19 protein-coding genes and 1 pseudogene are annotated in these 19,742 nt (G+C 60.9%); 18 read left to right on the top strand and 2 right to left on the bottom strand.

The features are described 5' to 3' along the window. Positions 1-37: 37 nt before the first annotated feature. Together G5168_RS03055 and cysK are read right to left on the bottom strand one after the other, a co-directional pair. The gene (locus G5168_RS03055; protein ID WP_005338266.1) at positions 38-295 is read right to left on the bottom strand and encodes an HPr family phosphocarrier protein; all 258 of its coding nucleotides are present in this window, start codon (positions 293-295) and stop codon (positions 38-40) included. 440 nt (positions 296-735) lie between these two features. After that, a complete protein-coding gene (cysK, locus tag G5168_RS03060; protein WP_047440293.1) occupies positions 736-1,704 on the bottom strand; it encodes a cysteine synthase A in 969 nt (322 codons plus the stop codon). Positions 1,705-1,863: 159 nt separating this feature from the next. On the opposite strand from cysK, the gene G5168_RS03065 reads away from it, so the two are divergent. The 18 genes and pseudogenes from G5168_RS03065 to exeN all read left to right on the top strand — a co-directional run bounded on the left by G5168_RS03065 (position 1,864) and on the right by exeN (position 19,534). Beyond that, positions 1,864-2,706: an AAA family ATPase gene (locus tag G5168_RS03065; RefSeq protein WP_421251824.1), complete on the top strand. Its 843-nt coding sequence runs from the start codon at positions 1,864-1,866 to the stop codon at positions 2,704-2,706. 3 nt (positions 2,707-2,709) lie between these two features. Further along, on the top strand, positions 2,710-3,873 hold the full coding sequence (locus tag G5168_RS03070; protein ID WP_216953164.1) for a vWA domain-containing protein: 1,164 nt from the start codon (positions 2,710-2,712) through the stop codon (positions 3,871-3,873). Positions 3,874-3,927: 54 nt separating this feature from the next. Beyond that, positions 3,928-5,049 carry a beta-ketoacyl-ACP synthase III gene (locus tag G5168_RS03075; RefSeq protein ID WP_216953163.1) on the top strand — a complete coding sequence of 374 codons (1,122 nt, stop codon included), beginning with the start codon at positions 3,928-3,930 and terminating at the stop codon, positions 5,047-5,049. A 377-nt stretch (positions 5,050-5,426) separates the two neighbouring features. Further along, positions 5,427-6,995, top strand: a complete 1,569-nt coding sequence (locus tag G5168_RS03080) for an ExeA family protein (protein WP_227342248.1) — start codon at positions 5,427-5,429, stop codon at positions 6,993-6,995. Then, on the top strand, positions 6,995-7,681 hold the full coding sequence (exeB, locus tag G5168_RS03085) for a GspB family T2SS assembly factor variant ExeB (RefSeq protein WP_227342246.1): 687 nt from the start codon (positions 6,995-6,997) through the stop codon (positions 7,679-7,681). The genes G5168_RS03080 and exeB overlap by 1 nt, the downstream gene beginning before the upstream one ends. 221 nt (positions 7,682-7,902) lie before the next feature. Next, complete coding sequence (gene exeC, locus G5168_RS03090) at positions 7,903-8,745, top strand: GspC family type II secretion system variant ExeC (protein ID WP_421251825.1); 843 nt, start codon at positions 7,903-7,905, stop codon at positions 8,743-8,745. 21 nt (positions 8,746-8,766) lie between these two features. Beyond that, entirely contained in the window at positions 8,767-10,806 is a 2,040-nt protein-coding gene (gene exeD / locus G5168_RS03095; RefSeq protein ID WP_227342243.1) for a GspD family T2SS secretin variant ExeD, read from the top strand. Beyond that, complete coding sequence (gene exeE, locus G5168_RS03100) at positions 10,806-12,311, top strand: GspE family T2SS ATPase variant ExeE (protein WP_227342241.1); 1,506 nt, start codon at positions 10,806-10,808, stop codon at positions 12,309-12,311. Before exeD ends, exeE begins: the two co-directional genes overlap by 1 nt. A 1-nt stretch (position 12,312) precedes the next feature. Continuing rightward, a complete protein-coding gene (exeF, locus tag G5168_RS03105) occupies positions 12,313-13,533 on the top strand; it encodes a GspF family T2SS innner membrane protein variant ExeF (RefSeq protein ID WP_202000670.1) in 1,221 nt (406 codons plus the stop codon). 97 nt (positions 13,534-13,630) lie between these two features. Further along, positions 13,631-14,062 carry a GspG family T2SS major pseudopilin variant ExeG gene (gene exeG, locus G5168_RS03110; protein WP_421205431.1) on the top strand — a complete coding sequence of 144 codons (432 nt, stop codon included), beginning with the start codon at positions 13,631-13,633 and terminating at the stop codon, positions 14,060-14,062. A 47-nt stretch (positions 14,063-14,109) separates the two neighbouring features. Then, positions 14,110-14,229, top strand: a complete 120-nt coding sequence (locus tag G5168_RS03115; RefSeq protein ID WP_418137091.1) for a type II secretion system protein — start codon at positions 14,110-14,112, stop codon at positions 14,227-14,229. After that, positions 14,226-14,786 (top strand): GspH family T2SS minor pseudopilin variant ExeH, encoded by a 561-nt coding sequence (gene exeH, locus G5168_RS03120; protein WP_421251826.1) that lies wholly within the window; start codon positions 14,226-14,228, stop codon positions 14,784-14,786. Before G5168_RS03115 ends, exeH begins: the two co-directional genes overlap by 4 nt. Positions 14,787-14,866: 80 nt before the next feature. Next, complete coding sequence (exeI, locus tag G5168_RS03125) at positions 14,867-15,226, top strand: GspI family T2SS minor pseudopilin variant ExeI (RefSeq protein ID WP_421251827.1); 360 nt, start codon at positions 14,867-14,869, stop codon at positions 15,224-15,226. Then, positions 15,223-15,870 (top strand): annotated as a pseudogene (gspJ, locus tag G5168_RS03130) (type II secretion system minor pseudopilin GspJ); the annotation flags it as partial. The gene exeI and the pseudogene gspJ, both read left to right, overlap by 4 nt. A 103-nt stretch (positions 15,871-15,973) precedes the next feature. Next, positions 15,974-16,975, top strand: a complete 1,002-nt coding sequence (gene exeK, locus G5168_RS03135) for a GspK family T2SS minor pseudopilin variant ExeK (RefSeq protein WP_149153345.1) — start codon at positions 15,974-15,976, stop codon at positions 16,973-16,975. A 122-nt stretch (positions 16,976-17,097) separates the two neighbouring features. After that, on the top strand, positions 17,098-18,282 hold the full coding sequence (gene exeL, locus G5168_RS03140) for a GspL family type II secretion system protein ExeL (RefSeq protein ID WP_421251828.1): 1,185 nt from the start codon (positions 17,098-17,100) through the stop codon (positions 18,280-18,282). Continuing rightward, positions 18,279-18,770 carry a GspM family type II secretion system protein ExeM gene (gene exeM / locus G5168_RS03145; RefSeq protein WP_319919440.1) on the top strand — a complete coding sequence of 164 codons (492 nt, stop codon included), beginning with the start codon at positions 18,279-18,281 and terminating at the stop codon, positions 18,768-18,770. Before exeL ends, exeM begins: the two co-directional genes overlap by 4 nt. Further along, positions 18,767-19,534, top strand: a complete 768-nt coding sequence (exeN, locus tag G5168_RS03150; RefSeq protein ID WP_421251829.1) for a GspN family type II secretion system protein ExeN — start codon at positions 18,767-18,769, stop codon at positions 19,532-19,534. Before exeM ends, exeN begins: the two co-directional genes overlap by 4 nt. Positions 19,535-19,742 lie beyond the last annotated feature (208 nt).

Genomic DNA, 19,742 nt, shown 5'->3' on the forward strand with positions numbered 1-19,742 from the left:
TATTAAAACGACTGTGGGGGAGGAATCTAAAGCTGGATTACTCCAGCTCGTCCATCAGGGCAACCAGCTTCTCAACAGCTTGCTGGGCATCCGGGCCGTCAGCCTGGATGGTTACGTTGGTGCCCTTGGTCAGGCCCAGGGTCTGCAGCTTGAACAGGCTCTTGGCGCTGGCGGACTTGCCACCGGAGACCACAGTGATCTCGCTTTGGAATTCTTTGGCTTCTTTCACGAACTGAGCTGCCGGACGGGTGTGCAGGCCGTTTTCAGCAGTAATAACAACAGACTTCTCGTACATGGTTTCACCCCATATTATTGATATTTTTTGGTGGATTGGTCGTTTTTGAAGCAACCTGACCCACCGTGTCAGTATGGATATGTTGTAAAGTAACGAAAGCAGACCCGCAATGGTTTAATCCAGGTCAAGTTTCTGTGCAGTAATCGGCGCGCTGGTTGGCAATTTTCAGTTATTGGGCTACAAGCCGCATCAGGACTGGCCTGAAATTATTTTATAACGAAAAATAACACTTTGTTACTTTGTGATACCCAGCCAGCAAACACCGCGTGACGCCGCACAGGATATGAGATTTAGAGCGGAATGTCTGCTTTTTTTCTCACTCCGGAACTTGTTATTTTACCCCAAAAAATAAGGATCAAGTGACACTAACAGGGGTTGAGTCTAGCCCATAAAGAAGCGGCGCTCCTGGGAGCGCCGCTGTTTTGAAAGATTCCGATCAGTTACTGCTGCAGTTCCTGCTCGCTGAACACCCCGGCAAACAGGGCGCTGGAGAGGTAACGCTCCGCCGCACTCGGCAGAATGACCACTATGGTTTTGCCCGCAAATTCCGGCAGCTCGGCCAGACGGCTGGCAGCCACCACCGCAGCACCGGAGCTGATACCGGCCAGGATCCCCTCCTCCTCCATCAGGCGGCGGGCCATCTCGATGGCTTCATCGCTGGTCACCTTCTCCACCCGGTCGATGAGGGAGAGGTCCAGGTTGCCCGGGATAAAGCCTGCGCCGATCCCCTGGATCTTGTGGGGGCCCGGTTTGATCTCTTCCCCGGCCAACTTCTGACTGATGACCGGCGACTCGGCCGGTTCGACCGCGACAGAGACCACCGCCTTGCCCTGGGTCTTCTTCAGATAGCGGGAGACACCGGTAATGGTGCCACCGGTACCGACCCCGGCCACGAACACATCCACCTCACCGTCAGTGGCATCCCAAATCTCGGGGCCAGTGGTCTTTTCGTGGATCTCCGGGTTGGCCGGGTTTTCAAACTGTTGCAGCAACACATACTTGCCCGGCTCGGATTCGAGGATCTCGTTGGCCTTGGCAATGGCCCCCTTCATGCCGAGCGGCCCTTCGGTCAGCACCAGATTGGCACCGAGCGCCTTGAGCAGCTTGCGGCGCTCCAGGCTCATGGTGGCCGGCATGGTCAGGGTGATGGGATAGCCGCGAGCCGCCGCGACAAAGGCCAGAGCAATGCCCGTGTTGCCGCTGGTGGGCTCGATGATCTCCTTACCCTTGGTCAGGATGCCGCGCTTCTCGGCATCCCAGATCAGGTTGGCACCGATACGGCACTTGACGCTGAAGCTGGGGTTGCGGCTCTCGATCTTGGCCAGCACGCGACCTTTGGTAACACGGTTGAGACGAACCAGCGGGGTGTGACCGATAGTCTGGCTGTTGTCCTCAAAAATTTTGCTCATGGCGCTATCCCTGTGTTTGTTACGACGATGAAACAAGATTACCCTGTGGTTTCTGAATGAGAAGTGACTATTCGTTATAACCATATGGTATTACAACATATAGAGCTTATTCTCTCTGGCCCCTGACTCCGGGCGCCAATCGTCAAAGGAACCGACGTTATGGGATTTTCAGGAAGCAGCCAGTATCTCGCCTCCGATGCATTGAAGATGGCGGTCAATGCCGCCATCACCCTCGAAAAACCGCTGCTGATCAAAGGGGAGCCGGGCACCGGCAAGACGGTGCTGGCGGAAGCGGTCGCCGACCATCTCGGCACCGACCTCATTGCCTGGCATATCAAGTCCACCACCAAGGCCCAACAGGGACTCTACGAATATGATGCGGTGGCCCGGCTGCGGGACTCCCAGCTCGGCGACCCCAGAGTGGCCGATATCAGCCACTACATTCGTAAAGGCAAACTGTGGCAGGCCTTCAGCTCCGAGCAGCGACCTGTGCTGCTGATCGACGAGATCGACAAGGCCGACATCGAATTCCCCAACGATCTGCTGCTGGAGCTGGATCGGATGGAGTTCGACGTCTACGAAACCGGCGAGCGAGTCAAGGCACGCCAGCGGCCTGTGGTCATCATCACCTCCAACAATGAGAAAGAGCTGCCGGACGCCTTCCTGCGCCGCTGTTTCTTCCACTACATCCGCTTCCCCGACAAGGCCGAGATGCAGGCCATCGTCAAACTCCACTACCCCGACCTCAAGGAGAGCCTGCTTGGCGAGGCAATGGAGCTCTTCTTCGAACTGCGCGAAGTAGAGGGGCTGCGCAAGAAGCCCTCCACCTCGGAACTACTGGACTGGATCCGCCTGCTCTTGGCCGACGATATCGCCCCCGAGGCGATGCGCGCCCGCGAGCCCGGCAAGCTGGTGACCGCGCTATATGGCGCCCTGCTCAAGACCGAGCAGGATTTGCATCTCTTCGAGAAGCTCGCCTTTCTGGCCCGGCGCGGCAGCTGACCCATGCTGATCGACTTTTTTACCCACCTGCGCCGCCACAAGCTCCCCTGCAGCCTGCGTGAGCTGCTGGACTTGCACGCCGCGCTGGCAGCCCGGCTGGTCGCTGCCGATATGGACGAGTTCTACCAACTCTCCCGCTGCCTGCTGGTAAAAGACGAGGCCCACTACGATCGCTTCGATCGCGCCTTCGCCGAATACTACGAAGGGCTGGAAGCCATCCCCCTGCTGCCGGAGAGCCTGCCCGAGGAGTGGCTGCGCAAGGAGTTCGAACGGCTGTTGAGCCCAGAGGAGAAGGCGCTGCTCACATCCCTCGGCGGACTCGACAAGCTGCTGGAAACCCTTAACCAGCGATTACGCGAGCAGAAAGAGCGCCACGCCGGTGGCAACAAGTGGGTGGGAACCGGTGGCAGCAGCCCGTTTGGCCACGGCGGTTTTCACCCCGAGGGCATCCGCATGGGTGGAGAAGGGCAGCACGGCAAGGCGACCAAGGTGTGGGAGGCCCGCCACTATCGCAACTTCAGCGACGACTCGCCGCTAGGCCAGCGCGCCATCCAGCTGGCGCTGCGCAAGCTAAGACGCTGGGTGCGCAAAGGCAATCCCGACGAGCTGGATCTCGACGACACCATAAAAAGTTCTGCCCGCCAGGGCTGGCTCGATGTGAAGCTGCGGCCCGAGCGCCACAACGGGGTCAAACTGTTGGTCTTTTTCGATGTCGGAGGCTCCATGGATGCCCACGTGGCCGAGGTGCAGCGCCTCTTCTCCGCCCTGCGCCACGAGTTCAAGCATCTGGAGTACTTCTATTTTCACAACTGCCTCTACGACTTCGTCTGGAAGGATAACGCCCGCCGCTTTGAGGAGCGGTTCGATACCCTGCGGCTGCTGCGCACCTATGGCAGCGACTACCGGGTGATCCTGGTGGGGGATGCCACCATGGGCCCCTACGAGATCACCTGGCCGGGCGGCAGTGTCGAGCAGTGGAACGAGGAGTCGGGTCAGGTGTGGCTCACCCGCTTGCAGCAGCACTTTCCCAAACTGGTGTGGATCAATCCCACCCCGCGGCGGGAGTGGCTCTGGCATCCCTCCATCAAACTGATGAATGACGTGGTTGGCGGACGGATGCATCCGCTGACCCTGGCGGGTCTCGCTGCGGCGATCAACCAGCTCTAACCCTCTCTACCCTATAAACCGACAAGCCGGGAACGCACCCGGCGAGGAGCAAAGATGACCTCTATCGTGATCAGTGGCTCAGGCCTCTATACCCCACCCTTTGCCGTCAGCAATGAAGAGCTGGTGGCCGCCTTCAACCAGTATGTGGATCTCTACAACGAGGAGAACGCCTCCGCCATCGATGCCGGCCAGCTTCCCGCCAAGCAGCACTCCAGCTGCGAGTTCATCGAGAAGGCATCCGGCATCAAGAGCCGTTATCTGGTGAGCCGCGAGGGAGTACTCAATCCCGATATCATGCAACCGCTGCTGGCGGAGCGGCCCGATGAGATGCCCTCCATCATGGTGGAGATGGCGGTGGCCGCCGCCGAGCAGGCACTGATCGCCGCCGGTCGCGAGCCGGGAGAGATCGACTTGGTCATCGTCGCCGCCTCCAACATGCCGCGCCCCTACCCAGCGCTGGCCATCGAGCTGCAGCATTATCTGGGGGCGAGCGGCATGGCCTTTGACATGAACGTGGCCTGCTCGTCTGCCACCTTCGGCATCAAGACAGCCGCCGATATGCTGGCGGCAGGCACCGCCAAACTGGCGCTGGTAGTCAATCCGGAGATCTGCTCGGGACACCTCAATTTCCGGGACAGAGACAGTCACTTTATCTTCGGCGATGCCTGCACCGCGGTGCTGCTGGAGCGGGAGGCCGATTGCAAGGTGGCCAATCCGTGGCAACTGGTGGCCAGCAAGCTGGTGACCCAGTACTCCAACAACATCCGCAACAACTTCGGCTTTCTGAACCGGCTGAGCCCGCGCACCCGCTACGGCGACGACAAGCTGTTTCGCCAGCAGGGGCGCAAGGTGTTCAAGGAGGTGTTGCCGCTGGTGTGCGACCAGATAGCCAACCAGCTCGATGAGCAGGGCTGGCCTGCCGAGAGCCTGAACCGGCTCTGGCTCCATCAGGCCAACCTCACCATGAACCAGTTCATCGGTCGCAAGCTGCTGGGTCACGATGCCAGCCAGCAGGAGGCGCCGGTCATTCTTGATAGCTATGGTAATACCAGCTCGGCGGGTTCCATCATCGCGTTTCATCTGTACAATCGCGACCTTCCTGCGGGGGCCCGCGGCGTACTTTGCTCCTTTGGCGCTGGCTACTCCATCGGTAGCCTGCTGCTACAACGACAGTAACAGAGTGCGCGGGGAGAGTGGCCCGCGCCCTGTACTCTGATTGGGGTTTGGCGCTGTTTCGCCGCTAGCCCCGCTCTCGGTTCACCCTTACGAGAGGAGAAAACGGGCATAAATAGTGGCCAGACCATGACTATTGATCCGAAAACACCGTACTACTGTGACAACGCATACCGACAAGCCATTGATGAAAAACTTATTTTTCAGATTGGTTGCAATTTTTGAGTACCATGGTGCAACGGGGCGATATCTGGATCACAAGATGACAGGAAAAGGCTGCAATTTGTCATCCTTTGCCAATGATGGCTTCCAATGAATTCGAGGTTTGCTATCATCCGGAGACATTTCTTATCTGTCGCCGGCTACAAAAGAATCCCCTCATGTACACACAGTTCTTCGGCCTATCGGAACCGCCTTTCTCCATCTCGCCCAATCCCAAATACCTCTATATGAGTGAGCGCCACGGCGAAGCCCTTGCTCACCTCAACTACGGATTGCAGGATGGTGGCGGCTTTGTGCTGCTGACCGGCGAAGTGGGCACCGGCAAAACCACCGTCTCCCGCTGCCTGTTGCAGCAGTTGCCAGCAGAGACCGAGATCGCCTACATCCTCAACCCCTCCCTGACCGAACGGGATCTGCTGGCCGCCATCTGTGACGAGTTTCAACTCACCTACCCCGCCGAGGCCGGGATCAAGCAACTGTTCGACCTTATCCGCGACCACCTGCTGGCCAACCTGACCGCAGGCAAGCGCAGCGTGGTACTGGTGGATGAGGCCCAACATCTGTTGCCCGAGGTATTGGAGCAGTTGCGTCTGCTGACCAACCTGGAAACCGACGAGAAAAAACTGCTGCAAATCGTGCTGATCGGCCAACCCGAACTGCAACAGATGCTGCGCCTGCCCCTGTTGCGCCAACTGGCCCAGCGCATCACCGCCCGCTACCACCTGCTGCCCCTCTCCGCCACCGATGTGGATGCCTACGTCCGCTTCCGGCTGCAAGTAGCCGGTTGTGTGCAGCCCATTTTTACCCCCAGAGCGATCCAGACGCTGCATCGGCTCTCCGGCGGCATTCCGCGCCTGATCAACCTCATCTGCGATCGCGCCCTGCTCGCAGCCTTCGCCCGTGGCAGCTACAAGATTGTCCATGGCGACATCAGCCAGGCGGCGTTCGAGGTGAGCGGCGTCCGTGATGAGGGAAGCTGGCTTTCCGGTCTGATGGTGACACTGGCTGGCGCCTTGCTGGTAGCAGCAGGCTGGTGGGGCTGGCAATTTTTCGGCGTATTCCCCGAACGGCCTGTGGTCAAGGTCGAGGTGCCTGTCACCGTTGACGAGACCGCCGAACAACAAGATCAGTTGACCGAGGCCATCAATCAGGCCCTCGACCCCGAGAGCGCCATGCAGAATCTCTATCGGGTCTGGGGCTATGAACCGGAACCGTTCGATGCCACCTGTGACAACGCCCCTCGCGCCGGTCTGCGCTGCCAGGAGGGAGAGGCAAGCCTCGAGGAGCTGCGCGCCCTGCAGCATCCCGCCATGATCACGCTCACTGACCAGAATGGCGGTCTCTATTACGCCACCCTGGTCAATCTGGGGCCAAGCAAGGCCAGCCTGATGATCGGCAACCAGAGCTGGCAAGTGGATCGCCAGTGGCTCACCGACAACTGGGGTGGCAGCTATACCCTGCTCTGGCGCATGCCGAAAGGGGGCGTCAGCCTGATCGCCAGCAATGCCGGACAGACCCAGATCCAGTGGCTCGACAACGCCCTGAGTCGAGCATTGCAACAACCCGAACGCAAGGTGCGCCGTTTCGATGGCGAGCTCAAGACCAAACTGCAGCAGTTCCAGCGGGATCAGGGGCTCACCCCTGATGGCATCGCCGGCAGCAACACCCTGCTGCGGCTCAACGCTCTCTCCGGCGAACCCATGCCAAGACTGGAGGAGGCCTCCTGATGTCTACCCTGCTCAATGCTCTGCGCCGTGCCCAGCAGCCTTCGCAACAGAGCCATATTCCCGCCATGGGGCTGGCAGTAGCCCGCGAAGAGACGCAACCCGCGCGCCGTATCGGCTGGCTGCTGGCCCCCCTTGCCCTGCTGCTGGGGGCGGGTGCCAACTATGGCTGGCATCTAATCCACCTGCGTCCCATCGAGGAGAAGGTGGAGGTAAAAGAGGTGATTGCCTCCCCCTTCGTGCGGGTTGAGCCCAAGGCGATGGTGACCCGTCCGCTGCCCCCGCCCCTGCCGGAACCTGTAGTGCAGCAGCCCAGGGTCGCAGCGGCTGCCAGCAATCCGGCAGCCAGTCGACCAACCTTGGCCGAACAATTGATGCGCGCCCTCAACGAAACACCGCTGCAACAGGAATCGGGTACAGTTTCCCAAAGCGTGCAGCCGACCCAGTTGATGTCGCTGAATGCCGCTCCGCTTTCGGTTCGCCAGCAAGTGCCCGCATTCAGCTATGGCTCCCATGTGTTCTCATCCAATCCGGCCAAGCGGGCCGTGGTGCTCAATGGCCGCGAATACCGGGAAGGGAGCGAGATAGCCCCCGGGGTCGTGCTCGCCACCATCGACCAGCAGTACATTGTGCTGGATATCGGAGGCCAGAGCGTAACCCTCAAGGCGTTGCAGGATTGGCAAGGGTGAGTACACACCTTCCCCTGATAATCGCTGGCAAGCAGGATGCACCTCGCCTGAGTGCCACTTTTATGAGCATTCAAAGGTTTACGGTGTGATGAAATATCCATTTTTACGGTTTGGTGCGCCCCGACCCGTTGTGTCACAGCACGCAGCCGTACACAATACGCAGCCGCCCCAGAGCCTGGAATTTGTTGATTAATATGACGCTACGATTCAGGGATGACATCTTGACCCTGCTGCTGGCCCGGTGCCGACAGCTTCCTTTGACTCGCGTCACCGGAGTGTTCTTTCTGGTGCTGCTGCTGATGCTGGCCCAGCAGAGCGCAGCCCTCACCTGGCGCTTGCTCACTCTGGCAAACCCGCAATCCAACCAGCCGTGGCAACCCTCCACCGTGGCGGTCAGCGGCCAAAGCAGCCAGCGCCTTGAACTGGGCGAGGTGAGCCGACTGGCGCTGTTTGGCAAGGCGATCCCCAAGGCGCAGGCAAAAACCGCCGTGGCCGCCAATGCGCCGCGCACCCAGCTTAATGCCCAGCTCAACGGGGTGTTGGCAAGCTCGGATCCGGCCAAATCCATCGCCATCATCGCCATGTCCGGCATCCAGAACTCCTACGGGGTTGGCGACATGATTGACGGCACCCAAGCGCGGATCCGGCAGGTCTATCCGGATCGAGTCATCATAGAGCGGGATGGCCGCGACGAGACCCTGATGCTGGATGGCGAGGAGTATGGCAAGCCGCTACCGCAAACAACAAATACCACTCTCCTTGGCTCTCTGCGCAGCGAGCTGATGGCTGATCCGGGCAAGATCACTGATTACCTCAATATTTCACCGGTTCAGATGGATGGCCGCATGGCCGGTTATCGCCTCAACCCGGGCAACAATCCGGAATTTTTCAACCAGAGCGGGCTGCAGGCCAATGATCTGGCCATCAGCATCAACGGACTGGATCTGCGTGACAACATGCAAGCCATGCAGGCGATGCAGCAGCTGGCTAGCGCAACGGAAATGACAGTGACCGTCGAGCGGCAGGGCGAACAGTTCGATGTCTATGTGCGCTTGTCAGAATAATGATTTGGAGTCGTACCAATAATGACCACTAAAGGGAAAGGCTGGCGTCTGGCCACTATCGCAGCGGCACTGATGATGGCGGGCTCAGCCTGGGCCACCGAGTACTCTGCCAGCTTCAAGAACGCCGACATCGAAGAGTTTATCAATACGGTGGGCAAAAACCTCAACAAGACCATCATCATAGAGCCCTCGGTGCGCGGCAAGATCAACGTGCGCAGCTACGACCTGCTCAACGAGGAGCAGTACTACCAGTTCTTCCTGAGTGTGCTCGATGTCTACGGTTTTGCCGTGGTGCCGATGAATAACGGCGTGCTCAAGGTGCTGCGCTCGCGGGATGCCAAAACCTCCGCCATTCCGGTGGTGGATGGCAATAACCCGGGAGTGGGCGACGAGATGGTGACCAGAGTCGTGCCGGTACGCAACGTCTCGGTCCGTGAGCTGGCTCCCCTGCTGCGCCAGCTCAACGACAACGCCGGTGGGGGCAACGTGGTGCACTACGAGCCATCAAACGTACTGCTGATCACCGGCCGCGCCGCCGTGGTCAACCGTCTGGTGGAAGTGGTGAACCGGGTCGACCGCGCAGGCGATCAGGATGTGGACATCATCAAACTGAGATATGCCTCGGCCGGCGAGATGGTGCGGCTGGTGACCAACCTCAACAAGGATGGCAATCCACAAGGGGGCACCGCCTCCCTGTTGCTGTCGCCCAAGGTGGTGGCCGACGAGCGTACCAACTCGGTGGTGGTGAGCGGTGAGCCGAAAGCGCGCGCCCGCATCATCCAGATGGTTCGCCAGCTCGACCGCGACCTGCAGAGTCAGGGCAACACCCGGGTCTTCTATCTCAAATATGGCAAGGCCAAGGATATGGTCGATGTGCTCAAGGGGGTCAGCTCCAGCATCGAGGCTGACAAGAAGGGGGGCGGAGCAACCACAGGGGGCGCCAGCATCGGCGGTGGCAAGCTGGCCATCTCTGCCGACGAGGCAACCAATGCCCTGGTCATCACCGCCCAGCCGGATGTGATGGCGGAACTGGAGCAGGTGGTGGCCAAGCTCGATATCCGTCGCGCCCAGGTGCTGGTAGAAGCGATCATCGTCGAAATTGCCGACAGTGACGGCCTCAATCTGGGCGTGCAGTGGGCCAACACCAACGCTGGCGGCACCCAATTTACCAACACAACACTGCCCATTGGCGGAGCCATCGCAGCCGGTAAGGATTACCAGGATGGCAATACCGAGACAGCTACCAACTTGCTTGGGAGCTTTAACGGGATGGCCGCCGGTTTCTATCACGGCGATTGGGCCATGTTGGCGACGGCGCTCGCCTCCAATACCAAGAGCGATATTCTCTCAACCCCGAGTATCGTCACCATGGACAACAAGGAGGCCTCCTTCAATGTCGGACAGGAGGTGCCGGTGCAGAGCGGTTCACAAAGCTCCACCACCAGCGATCAGGTGTTCAACACCATAGAGCGCAAGACGGTGGGCACCAAGCTGACGGTTACGCCGCAGATTAACGAAGGGGACTCGGTACTGCTCAACATCGAGCAGGAGGTCTCCAGCGTCGCCAAGGTCGTATCAGACAGTACCAAGGGACTAGGCCCCACCTTCGATACCCGCACGGTGAAAAACGCCGTACTGGTGAAGAGTGGCGAGACAGTGGTACTGGGTGGCCTGATGGATGAGCAGACCAAGGAGGAAGTTTCCAAGGTGCCGTTACTCGGCGATATCCCGGTACTGGGTTACCTGTTCCGCTCCACCAGCACCAACACCAACAAGCGCAACCTGATGGTCTTTATCCGGCCCACCATCTTGCGTGATGCGGAGGTTTATACCGGCGTCTCCAGTAACAAGTACAGCCTGTTCCGCGCCGAACAGCTCAATGCTGCCGCCCAGGAGGGGTATCTCACCTCGCCCGCCCGTCAGGTTTTGCCCGTCTATGGCCAGGATGTGATGATGTCACCCGAAATCCGGCAGGAAGTGGAAAATCAGATGGAGCAGATAAAACGCCGCCAGCAGAACACTGCTGACAGCACCACCCCCTTTGTGCAGAGCCGTCCCTGATGAGTGCCTACCATCTTGATGGCGGCGAGTTGCCGCCCCCGCTGCCGGAGCTGCCCTTCGCCTTTGCCCGCAACTTCGGGGTGATCCTGATTGAGCGGGACGGCGCTCCCGTGCTGCAGTGCCGCCCCGGCGTCACCCCGCAGGCCCTGCTGGAAGTTCGGCGGGTAGCGGGTTGCAGCTTCGCGGTGGAGCAGCTCGACAACGAGGCCTTCGAAGAGCTGCTGATGGCCCACTATCAGCGCGACTCCTCCGAAGCGCGCCAGCTGATGGAAGATCTCGGCAACGAGATGGACTTCTTCGCCCTGGCCGAAGAGCTGCCGCAAAGCGAAGATCTGCTGGATGCCGATGACGACGCCCCCATCATTCGCCTCATCAACGCCATGTTGAGCGAGGCGATCAAGGAGGAGGCCTCCGATATCCATATCGAGACCTTCGAGCGGGCACTAGTGATCCGTTTTCGTATCGATGGGGTACTGCGGGAGATCCTGCGCCCCCATCGCAAGCTGGCATCACTGCTGGTCTCGCGGATCAAGGTGATGTCGCGGATGGATATTGCCGAGAAGCGGGTACCGCAGGATGGCCGTATCTCGTTGCGTATCGGCGGCCGCGCCGTCGACGTGCGGGTCTCCACCATGCCGTCCAGCTACGGCGAGCGGGTGGTATTGCGTCTGCTCGACAAGAACAACGTGCGCCTCGAGCTCAAGCAGCTGGGGATGACCGCGGCCAACCGCAGCATCATCAGCGAGCTTATCCGCAAGCCCCACGGCATCATTCTGGTCACCGGCCCGACCGGTTCCGGTAAATCCACCACCCTCTATGCGGCGCTGTCAGAAATCAACTCGCGGGATCGCAACATCCTAACGGTGGAAGACCCCATCGAATATGACCTCGAAGGGGTGGGCCAGACCCAGGTCAACAGCAAGGTGGACATGACCTTCGCCCGCGGTCTGCGCGCCATTCTGCGCCAGGATCCGGACGTAGTGATGGTGGGGGAAATTCGTGACCTCGAGACCGCCCAGATCGCGGTACAGGCCTCCCTCACCGGTCACCTGGTAATGTCGACCCTGCACACCAACACCGCCATCGGCGCCATCACCCGGATGCGGGACATGGGGATCGAGCCCTTCCTGCTCTCCTCGTCGCTCTTGGCGGTGCTGGCCCAGCGGCTGGTGCGTACCCTCTGCCCCGATTGCCGCGCCTCGCGTCCGGCCACCGAGCAGGAGCGACTTGCAATGGGTATCACACTGGAACCTGATCAGCCTATCTGGCATCCGGTGGGCTGCGAACAGTGCAACCACACCGGCTATCGTGGCCGGACCGGCATCCACGAACTGGTGGTGGTGGACGAGGCGGTGCGTGAAGCCATTCACGGCGCCAGCGGCGAGATGGCCATTGAACGGCTGATCCGCGGCCATACCCCCAGCATCCGCCGCGACGGTATCGACAAGGTGCTCAAAGGGCAGACCAGCCTCGAAGAGGTACTGCGCGTGACCCGGGAAGATTGAGATGGCGGCATTCGAATACAAGGCCCTCGACAACAAGGGGCGTAGCAAGAGCGGCGTGATGGAGGGTGACTCGGCCCGTCAGGTGCGCCAGCTGCTGCGCGAGCAGGGGCTCACTCCCCTCGAGGTAAACGAGACCACCGAGAAGGCGAAACGGGAGGCGACCCGCTTCGCCCTGTTTCGGCGTGGCGCCAGCACAGCCGAGCTGGCCCTGATCACTCGCCAGCTGGCCACTCTGGTCGGTGCCGGCCTCACCATCGAAGAGGCCCTCAAGGCGGTGGCCGAGCAGTGCGAAAAAGCTCACTTGCGCTCTCTGGTGGCCACCGTGCGCAGCAAGGTAGTGGAAGGGTATTCGCTGGCCGACTCGCTGGGGGCCTTTCCCCATGTATTTGACCAGCTGTTTCGCTCCATGGTGGCGGCCGGTGAAAAATCGGGCCATCTGGAGAAGGTGCTCAACCGCCTCGCCGACTACACCGAGCAGCGCCAGCACATGCGCACCAAGCTGCTGCAGGCGATGATCTACCCCATCGTGCTCACCTGCGTCGCCATTGGGGTTATCTCGATCCTGCTTACCGCCGTGGTACCCAAGGTAGTGGCCCAGTTTGAACACATGGGCCAGCAGCTGCCGGGCACCACCCGCTTTCTCATCGGCACCAGCGAACTGATGCAGGCCTACGGCCTCTGGTTCCTGCTGCTGATCTTCCTGGGCTGCTTTGTCTGGCGCTGGTGGCTCACCGACGAGAAGCGCCGCCGACGCTGGCATCAGGTGCTGCTCGGCCTGCCGGTGATTGGCCGGGTCAGTCGCGGTCTCAACACCGCCCGCTTCGCCCGCACGTTAAGCATCCTCAATGCCAGTGCGGTGCCGCTGTTGGAGGGGATGAAGATCTCCGGCGAAGTGCTCTCCAACGACTTTGCCAGAATGCGTATTCTCGAGGCCGCCGAACGGGTGCGCGAGGGGACCAGTCTGCGCAAGTCGCTGACCGAGACCAAGATTTTCCCGCCCATGATGCTGCACATGATCGCCTCCGGCGAGCAGAGCGGCGAGCTCGACAGCATGCTGGAGCGGGCTGCAGACAACCAGGATCGGGAGTTTGAATCCCAGGTCAATATCGCCCTCGGGGTGTTCGAACCCATGCTGGTGGTCTCCATGGCCGGGGTGGTGCTGTTTATCGTGATGTCGATCCTGCAGCCGATCCTCGAGCTCAACAACATGGTGAATATGTAAGTTTCCGGCGTTCGATAGCCCCGCTGGCGGCCCGTCGAACCCACCCAGTGATCACTCTCTGATGGGCTATCCCATCTCATTCGTTACGGAGCAACTCATGAACAAACGTCGTCAATCCGGTTTTACCCTGCTGGAAGTCATGGTAGTCATCGTGATCCTCGGCATTCTGGCCAGTCTGGTGGTGCCCAACCTGATGGGCAACAAGGAGAAGGCTGACCAGCAGAAAGCGGTCTCCGATATCGTGGCGCTGGAAAACGCCCTCGACATGTACAAGCTGGACAACAACCGCTACCCGACCACAGAACAGGGTCTGGATGCGCTGGTGACCAAGCCTTCTATCGATCCGGCGCCGCGCAGCTACCGCGATGGCGGCTACATCAAGCGCCTGCCGCAAGATCCCTGGGGCAACCCGTACCAGCTGCTGAGCCCGGGCCAGTACGGCAAGATCGACATCTTCTCCATGGGTCTGGATGGTGAAGCCGGTACCGATGACGACATCGGCAACTGGAACCTGAAGGATTTCCAATAAGTGATGTGCCGCCAGCGCATTCACTCCGCCTTGCTGGAGCAGCCTGAATGAAGGCTGCGCCATCTGCTCGTCGCCAATCCGGCTTTACCCTGCTGGAAGTGTTGCTGGTTGCCATGTTGATGGGTCGGATTGAGGCTACCGCTATGCAGTTGAGGCTGGCGCCATGAAACAGAGACGCCAGGCCGGCTTTACCCTGCTGGAAGTGTTGCTGGTCGCCATGCTGATGGGGCTGGTGGCCACCGCCGTCACCCTCAGCATGGGTGGCGCAAAAGGTGACAGGGAGATCGACAAGCAGGCGCGCCGCCTGATGGCAACCCTGCAGCTGGCGCAGGAGTATGCGGTGATGGATGGTCGGCTGGTGGGTATTCGCATCGAGGATAACGGCTGGCAGTTTATGCAGCGTCAGGCCAAAGATCGCAAGTGGCTGGCCCTGACTGGCGACAAGCAACTGGGGCCGGTGCAACTGGCCGAGAACATGACGCTGGCGCTGGAGCTGGAAGGCTTTGGCTGGCAGCCGGACTCCGACGAGAAAACCGAACAGAAGCGCGACGAGAAGGAGCGCACGCCTCAGTTGCTGATCTTCCCGGGCGGCGAGCTGAGCCCGTTCGTGCTCACCTTTACCCAGCAGGATGACGATGCCCGCTACACCCGCATCGTCAAGGGGGATGAGTTCGGCCGCCTGACCCTGCTCACCGGCGATGAAGATGAAGAGGTGAGCAAGTGAACGCCCGTGGTATGACGTTGTTTGAGAAAGGTCATGGTGGCGCTACTTCTGTGCCAACAACCCCCTCAACAGGTGGCACGATGAACGCGCATGGCATGACCTTACTCGAAGTCATGGTAGCGCTGGCGGTCTTTGCCATCGCCGGACTTGCGGTAATGAAAACCGCCAGCGAACACCTCTCGGCCCTCAACTATCTGGAGCAGAAGACCCTGGCCACCTGGGTGGTGGAGAACCAGCTGGTGCAACAGAAGCTCGAGAACAAGTGGCCCGGCGACAGCTGGGTGGAAGGGGATGAGCAGATGGCGGGCAGCACCTGGTACTGGCGATATCGCGGTGTGGCCACCGCCGACAACAACTTCCGTGCGCTCGATATGGAAGTGCGCACCGAGGCCAAGGCCGAGAACCCGGTCGCCATGATGCGGACCTATATCAGCCGATGACCCAGCTCTCCGCCCGCACGCCTCGCCCTTCCCGTCACCGTGGTTTTACCCTGCTGGAGATGCTGGTGGCGATCGCCATCTTCGCCAGCCTCAGCATGGGTGCCTATCAGGTGCTGCAGGGGGTGCTCACCAGCGACGAGGTAGCCAAGCGCAAGGAGGCCCGCCTCAACGAACTGCAGCTCGCCTTCACCCTGCTGGAGCGAGACATCACCCAGATGGTGCCGCGCAGCGGTCGCATCGAGGGGGAAAACAACAAAGTGCTGCTAGCGGCTTCCCGCTTCGGCCAGCAGAGCGATGACTGGGGCATGGCCTTTATGCGCAGTGGCTGGCTCAACCCGGACGGCATGCTGCCCCGCTCCCATCTGCAGCGGGTCGGCTGGCGCCTCAAGGATCAGAAGCTGGAGCGCCTGAGCTACCTCTATCCGGATCCGGTGATCGGCACTGAGCCGCGCATCCAGCAGGTGCTGGCGGGAGTCACGGCGTTTCGCCTCTACTTCTTCGACAAGGGCAACTGGAAAGAAGAGTGGACCCAGCGCAGCGTGCTGCCCCACGGGCTGGCAGTGGAGCTGGATCTGGAAGATTACGGCACCATTCGCCGTCAATTCCTGATTGGCGCTGGCGGCCAGCGCGCCGAAGAGAACAGCCAGAGCAGCAACCCCGACCAAGGTGGCAACAACAACGGGAACAACGGCGGCAACGGCAATACCAATGGCGGTAATGGTGACAGCCAGAACGGAGGGGGCGCCAATGCGGGCTAATCTCGCCGCACCCGATCGCCAGCGCGGCATGGCGCTGCTGGTGGTGCTGCTGATCCTCTCGGTAATGGTGATCATCGCCAGCAATATGAGCGGCCGCCTGCAGCTTGAGCTGCGCCGCACCGCCAACATCACCACAGGCAAACAGGCGTGGTGGTATGCCCTCTCGGCGGAAGCGCTGGTGAGCAAGGTGCTGACGCAGGATTTCAAGGACAATCCCGAGGTGGTCAACCTCAGCCAGAACTGGGCCCGCAAGAATACTGTGTTTCCGGTGGACGATGGCCAGCTCAAGGGCGAGGTGACAGACCTGCAATCCTGCTTCAACCTCAACAGCCTGAGCGTGGCCTCCAAGGCGGGGAGCGGCGAGGAGCTGGCTCAGCAGCCCTATCCGGTGCAGGTGTTTCGCGAACTGCTCAAACAGCTGGCGATGGATGATTACGAGGCGGCCCAGCTCACCGATGCCATCCGTGACTGGACCGACAAGGATACGGTGCTGGTCTCCAGCCTTGGTGCAGAGGACGCCTATTACGAGGGGCTCAAGCCCCCCTATCTGACCGCCAACCAGTGGATGCTGGGCAAGGACGAGCTGAGGGCGGTGCGCGGGGTGACGGCCAGGGTCTATGCCAAACTGGCACCCTACGTCTGCACCCTGCCCAACGACAAGTTGAAGATCAATATCAATACCCTTGCCCCCCAGCGCCCCGAGCTGCTGGTTGCCCTCTATCTGGGTACTATCGGGCTGGATGACGCCAAGCGAGTGCTGAACGAGCGGCCACAGAAGGGGTGGAAAGAGAGCAAGCTGATGACGGACATGCTCGCTCCGGTCGATTCGGTGAAAGGACTGAAAGAAGCGCTGGTGGTCAAGAGCGACTTCTTCGAAGCCCGAGTCGTGGCCGAGGTCGGCGACAACCGGGCCTGGCTCGAAACCCTGTTCCAGCGGGGCAAGGACAATAAACTGGTGATGCTGCGCCGCCTCAGTAGCGGCGCCGAATAAACAGCGCACCTGCAGGCCATCGCCTGCGGGTACGAGAGATGTTGGATGCAGCCTGCGGGCTGCGCACCGGTTGCTAGGGCGCACAACGCCCTTTGCAAACCGGTATCGCAGGAGAGAGATGCGTGAGCGAAAGTCTGGTCATCCGACTGGGGACCAATAAACAACAACCCGTAGCCTGGCTGGTCTGGTCCGGTCAGGAGCAGGAGATCATCGCCTCCGGCACCCTGCCCTCGGCCGATGCCCTGAGCGAGCTGCAGGAGCGGGCCGGTGGCCGCCCCGTGGTCACCCTGGTGCCGGGCAGCGATCTGATCTTCCGGCGCGTCACCCTGCCGGGTCGCTACAACCGCCAGTCGGCAGCGGCCCTCCCCTACCTGCTGGAGGAGCAGATAGCCTCCGATGTGGACGAGCTCCATCTGGTGGTGCTGGCCCACGAAGGGCAACAGGTCGACCTGATGGCGGTGGATCGGCAGAAGATGGCCGAGTGGCTCAGCTGGCTCGATGCCGCTGGCCTCAAGAGCCTGCAACTGCTGCCCGATGTGCTGGCGCTGCCACAGGCCGCTGATGGCTGGTCTGCCCTGCAACTCGGCAGCGAGTGGCTGGTACGCCAGGGCCCCTGTCAGGGGATCGTCGCCGACGAGCCGCTGCTGGCTATCTTGCTGGCGACTGAAGCGGAGCCGGTCACCATCCACAGCCACACCCCGGTGCCCGCCATTGCCGCCGCCAACTGGCAGACGGCGGAGCCCGAACTCCCCATGCTGCTGCTGGCCAAGGGGGCACTCACCTGCCGCGCCAACCTGCTGACCGGCCCCTATCGACCCCAGACCGAATATGCCCGCTACTGGTTGCAGTGGCGCAAGGTGGCCATCACCGCAGGCTTGTTGCTGCTGGTGGCCCTCGGCCAGCGCGGGGTGCAGCTCTATCAGCTCACCGAGCAGGACAAGGCGCTGAAAGCGGAGATCCGTGCCGTCTATACCCGCATTTTCCCGGGGGAGAGCCGCATCGTGAACGTGCGCAGCCAGATGAACCAGCATCTGCAACAGATGGGACAGGCCCCGCAAAACGGTGTGCTGCTGATGCTCACCGAGCTGGCCCCCACCTTTGCCGAAGTCCCCGGCCTCAAGCCGCAGGTGATGCGCTTTGATGCCAGTCGCCGCGAGCTGCGGCTGCAGGTGACCGCCCCCGGCTTTGCCGAGATCGAGCGGTTCCGCGAGCTGGCGGGCAAGCAATTCGAAGTACAGCAAGGCGAGGTGCGCAGCACCGAGGGCAAGGTTGAAGGGGCGCTGGTGCTCAAGGGTAAGACATCATGATGGAAAAATTGCAGAGCTGGTGGCACGGCATCACAGCACGGGAACAGCGACTGGTGGTTGCTGGCAGCATACTGCTGCTGGTCGGCCTCTTCTACTGGAGTGTCTGGCATCCTCTCAACAACCGCATCGCCGAGCGCGAACGCCAAGTACAAAACCAGCAGCAGACCCTCGCCTGGCTCAAGGAGAAGGGTGAAGAGGTGCTGGCCATGCAGGGTGGAGCGGGTCGCCAGATCGATACCAGCGGCACCCTGGAAGGGGTGGTCAACCGCACCGCCTTCAACCACAAGATCAAGATTGCCCGGCTGCAACCCCAGGCGCAGGAGCTGCAAGTGTGGATCGACACGGTCCAGTTCGATGACTTGCTGCTCTGGCTCTCCACGCTGGTGGAGCAGCACGGCATTCAGGTTCAAATCATCGAGATCGCCCGCGAGGATCTGGCCCCGGGTCTGGTCAAGGTCAGACGTTTGCAGTTGAGTCGTCCACAATGAAAAAACGCATCCTGATTGCCAGCCTGTTTCTGACAGCCTATCTGCTCTTCCTGCTGGCCACCCTGCCCGCGGCGCTGGTGGCTCGCTATCTGCCGCTGCCTGCCAACGTTGCCAACCTGCTGAAACTGGAAGGGGTGAGCGGCACCCTCTGGAATGGCCAGATCGCCCGACTGCAATATGCCAGCGAATCGGTGAACCAGCTGCGCTGGGATCTCAACGGCTGGTCGCTGCTGCGCTTCGCACCCGAAGTGGCCATACGCTTTGGCGATCGCAACGGGCTGAACGGTCAGGGCATTGTCGGCTGGAATGGTGCCGCCTTCGGCCGGGATCTGACCCTCAACGCCCCCGCCCCCTGGTTGCTGAGCCGGGTGCCGATGCGCTTGCCGATCCCGATCACCGTCAGCGGCCAGCTGCAGCTCAAAGTGGAGCAGTTTGCCCAGGGCAACCCCTGGTGTGACAACCTCTACGGCAACCTCGACTGGTACAACGCCAGTGCCGATACCCCGGCGGGCAAGCTGGATCTGGCCGACCCCGAGCTGAAGCTCACCTGCCTCGACTCCAGACTGGTGGCCGAACTCAAGCAGGGCTCCGATGCGGTGCAGACCATAGGTCGCCTCGAGCTGCAACCCAATGGCCAATACCTGTTCCAGGGCACCCTGAAACCGGGCCCGGAACTGCCACCGCAGATGCAACAAGGACTCCCCTTCCTCGGTCAGCCCGACAGTCAGGGCCGCTTCCCCCTGCGCTACCAGGGGCGAATCTAATACCCTCCCCCGTCGACCCCGGAGCCACTCCGGGGTCGACGGGGGAGGCTCTGACTCCTGGGTCCCCCCACTGCGTTCACACACCGGCAATCATCAATAAGGGCCTTCCTACTGAAAAAGCAGCAACGCATTCCCGTCACGCCCAATCTCCATCAGCTTGTGTTCGTAGTGAAATGTGAGCAGGAACCAATTCTTGACTATTTATCTC

This window comes from Aeromonas sp. 600724, assembly GCF_049175135.1.
In the GTDB taxonomy this organism is placed as follows: Bacteria; Pseudomonadota; Gammaproteobacteria; order Enterobacterales; family Aeromonadaceae; genus Aeromonas; species Aeromonas veronii_A.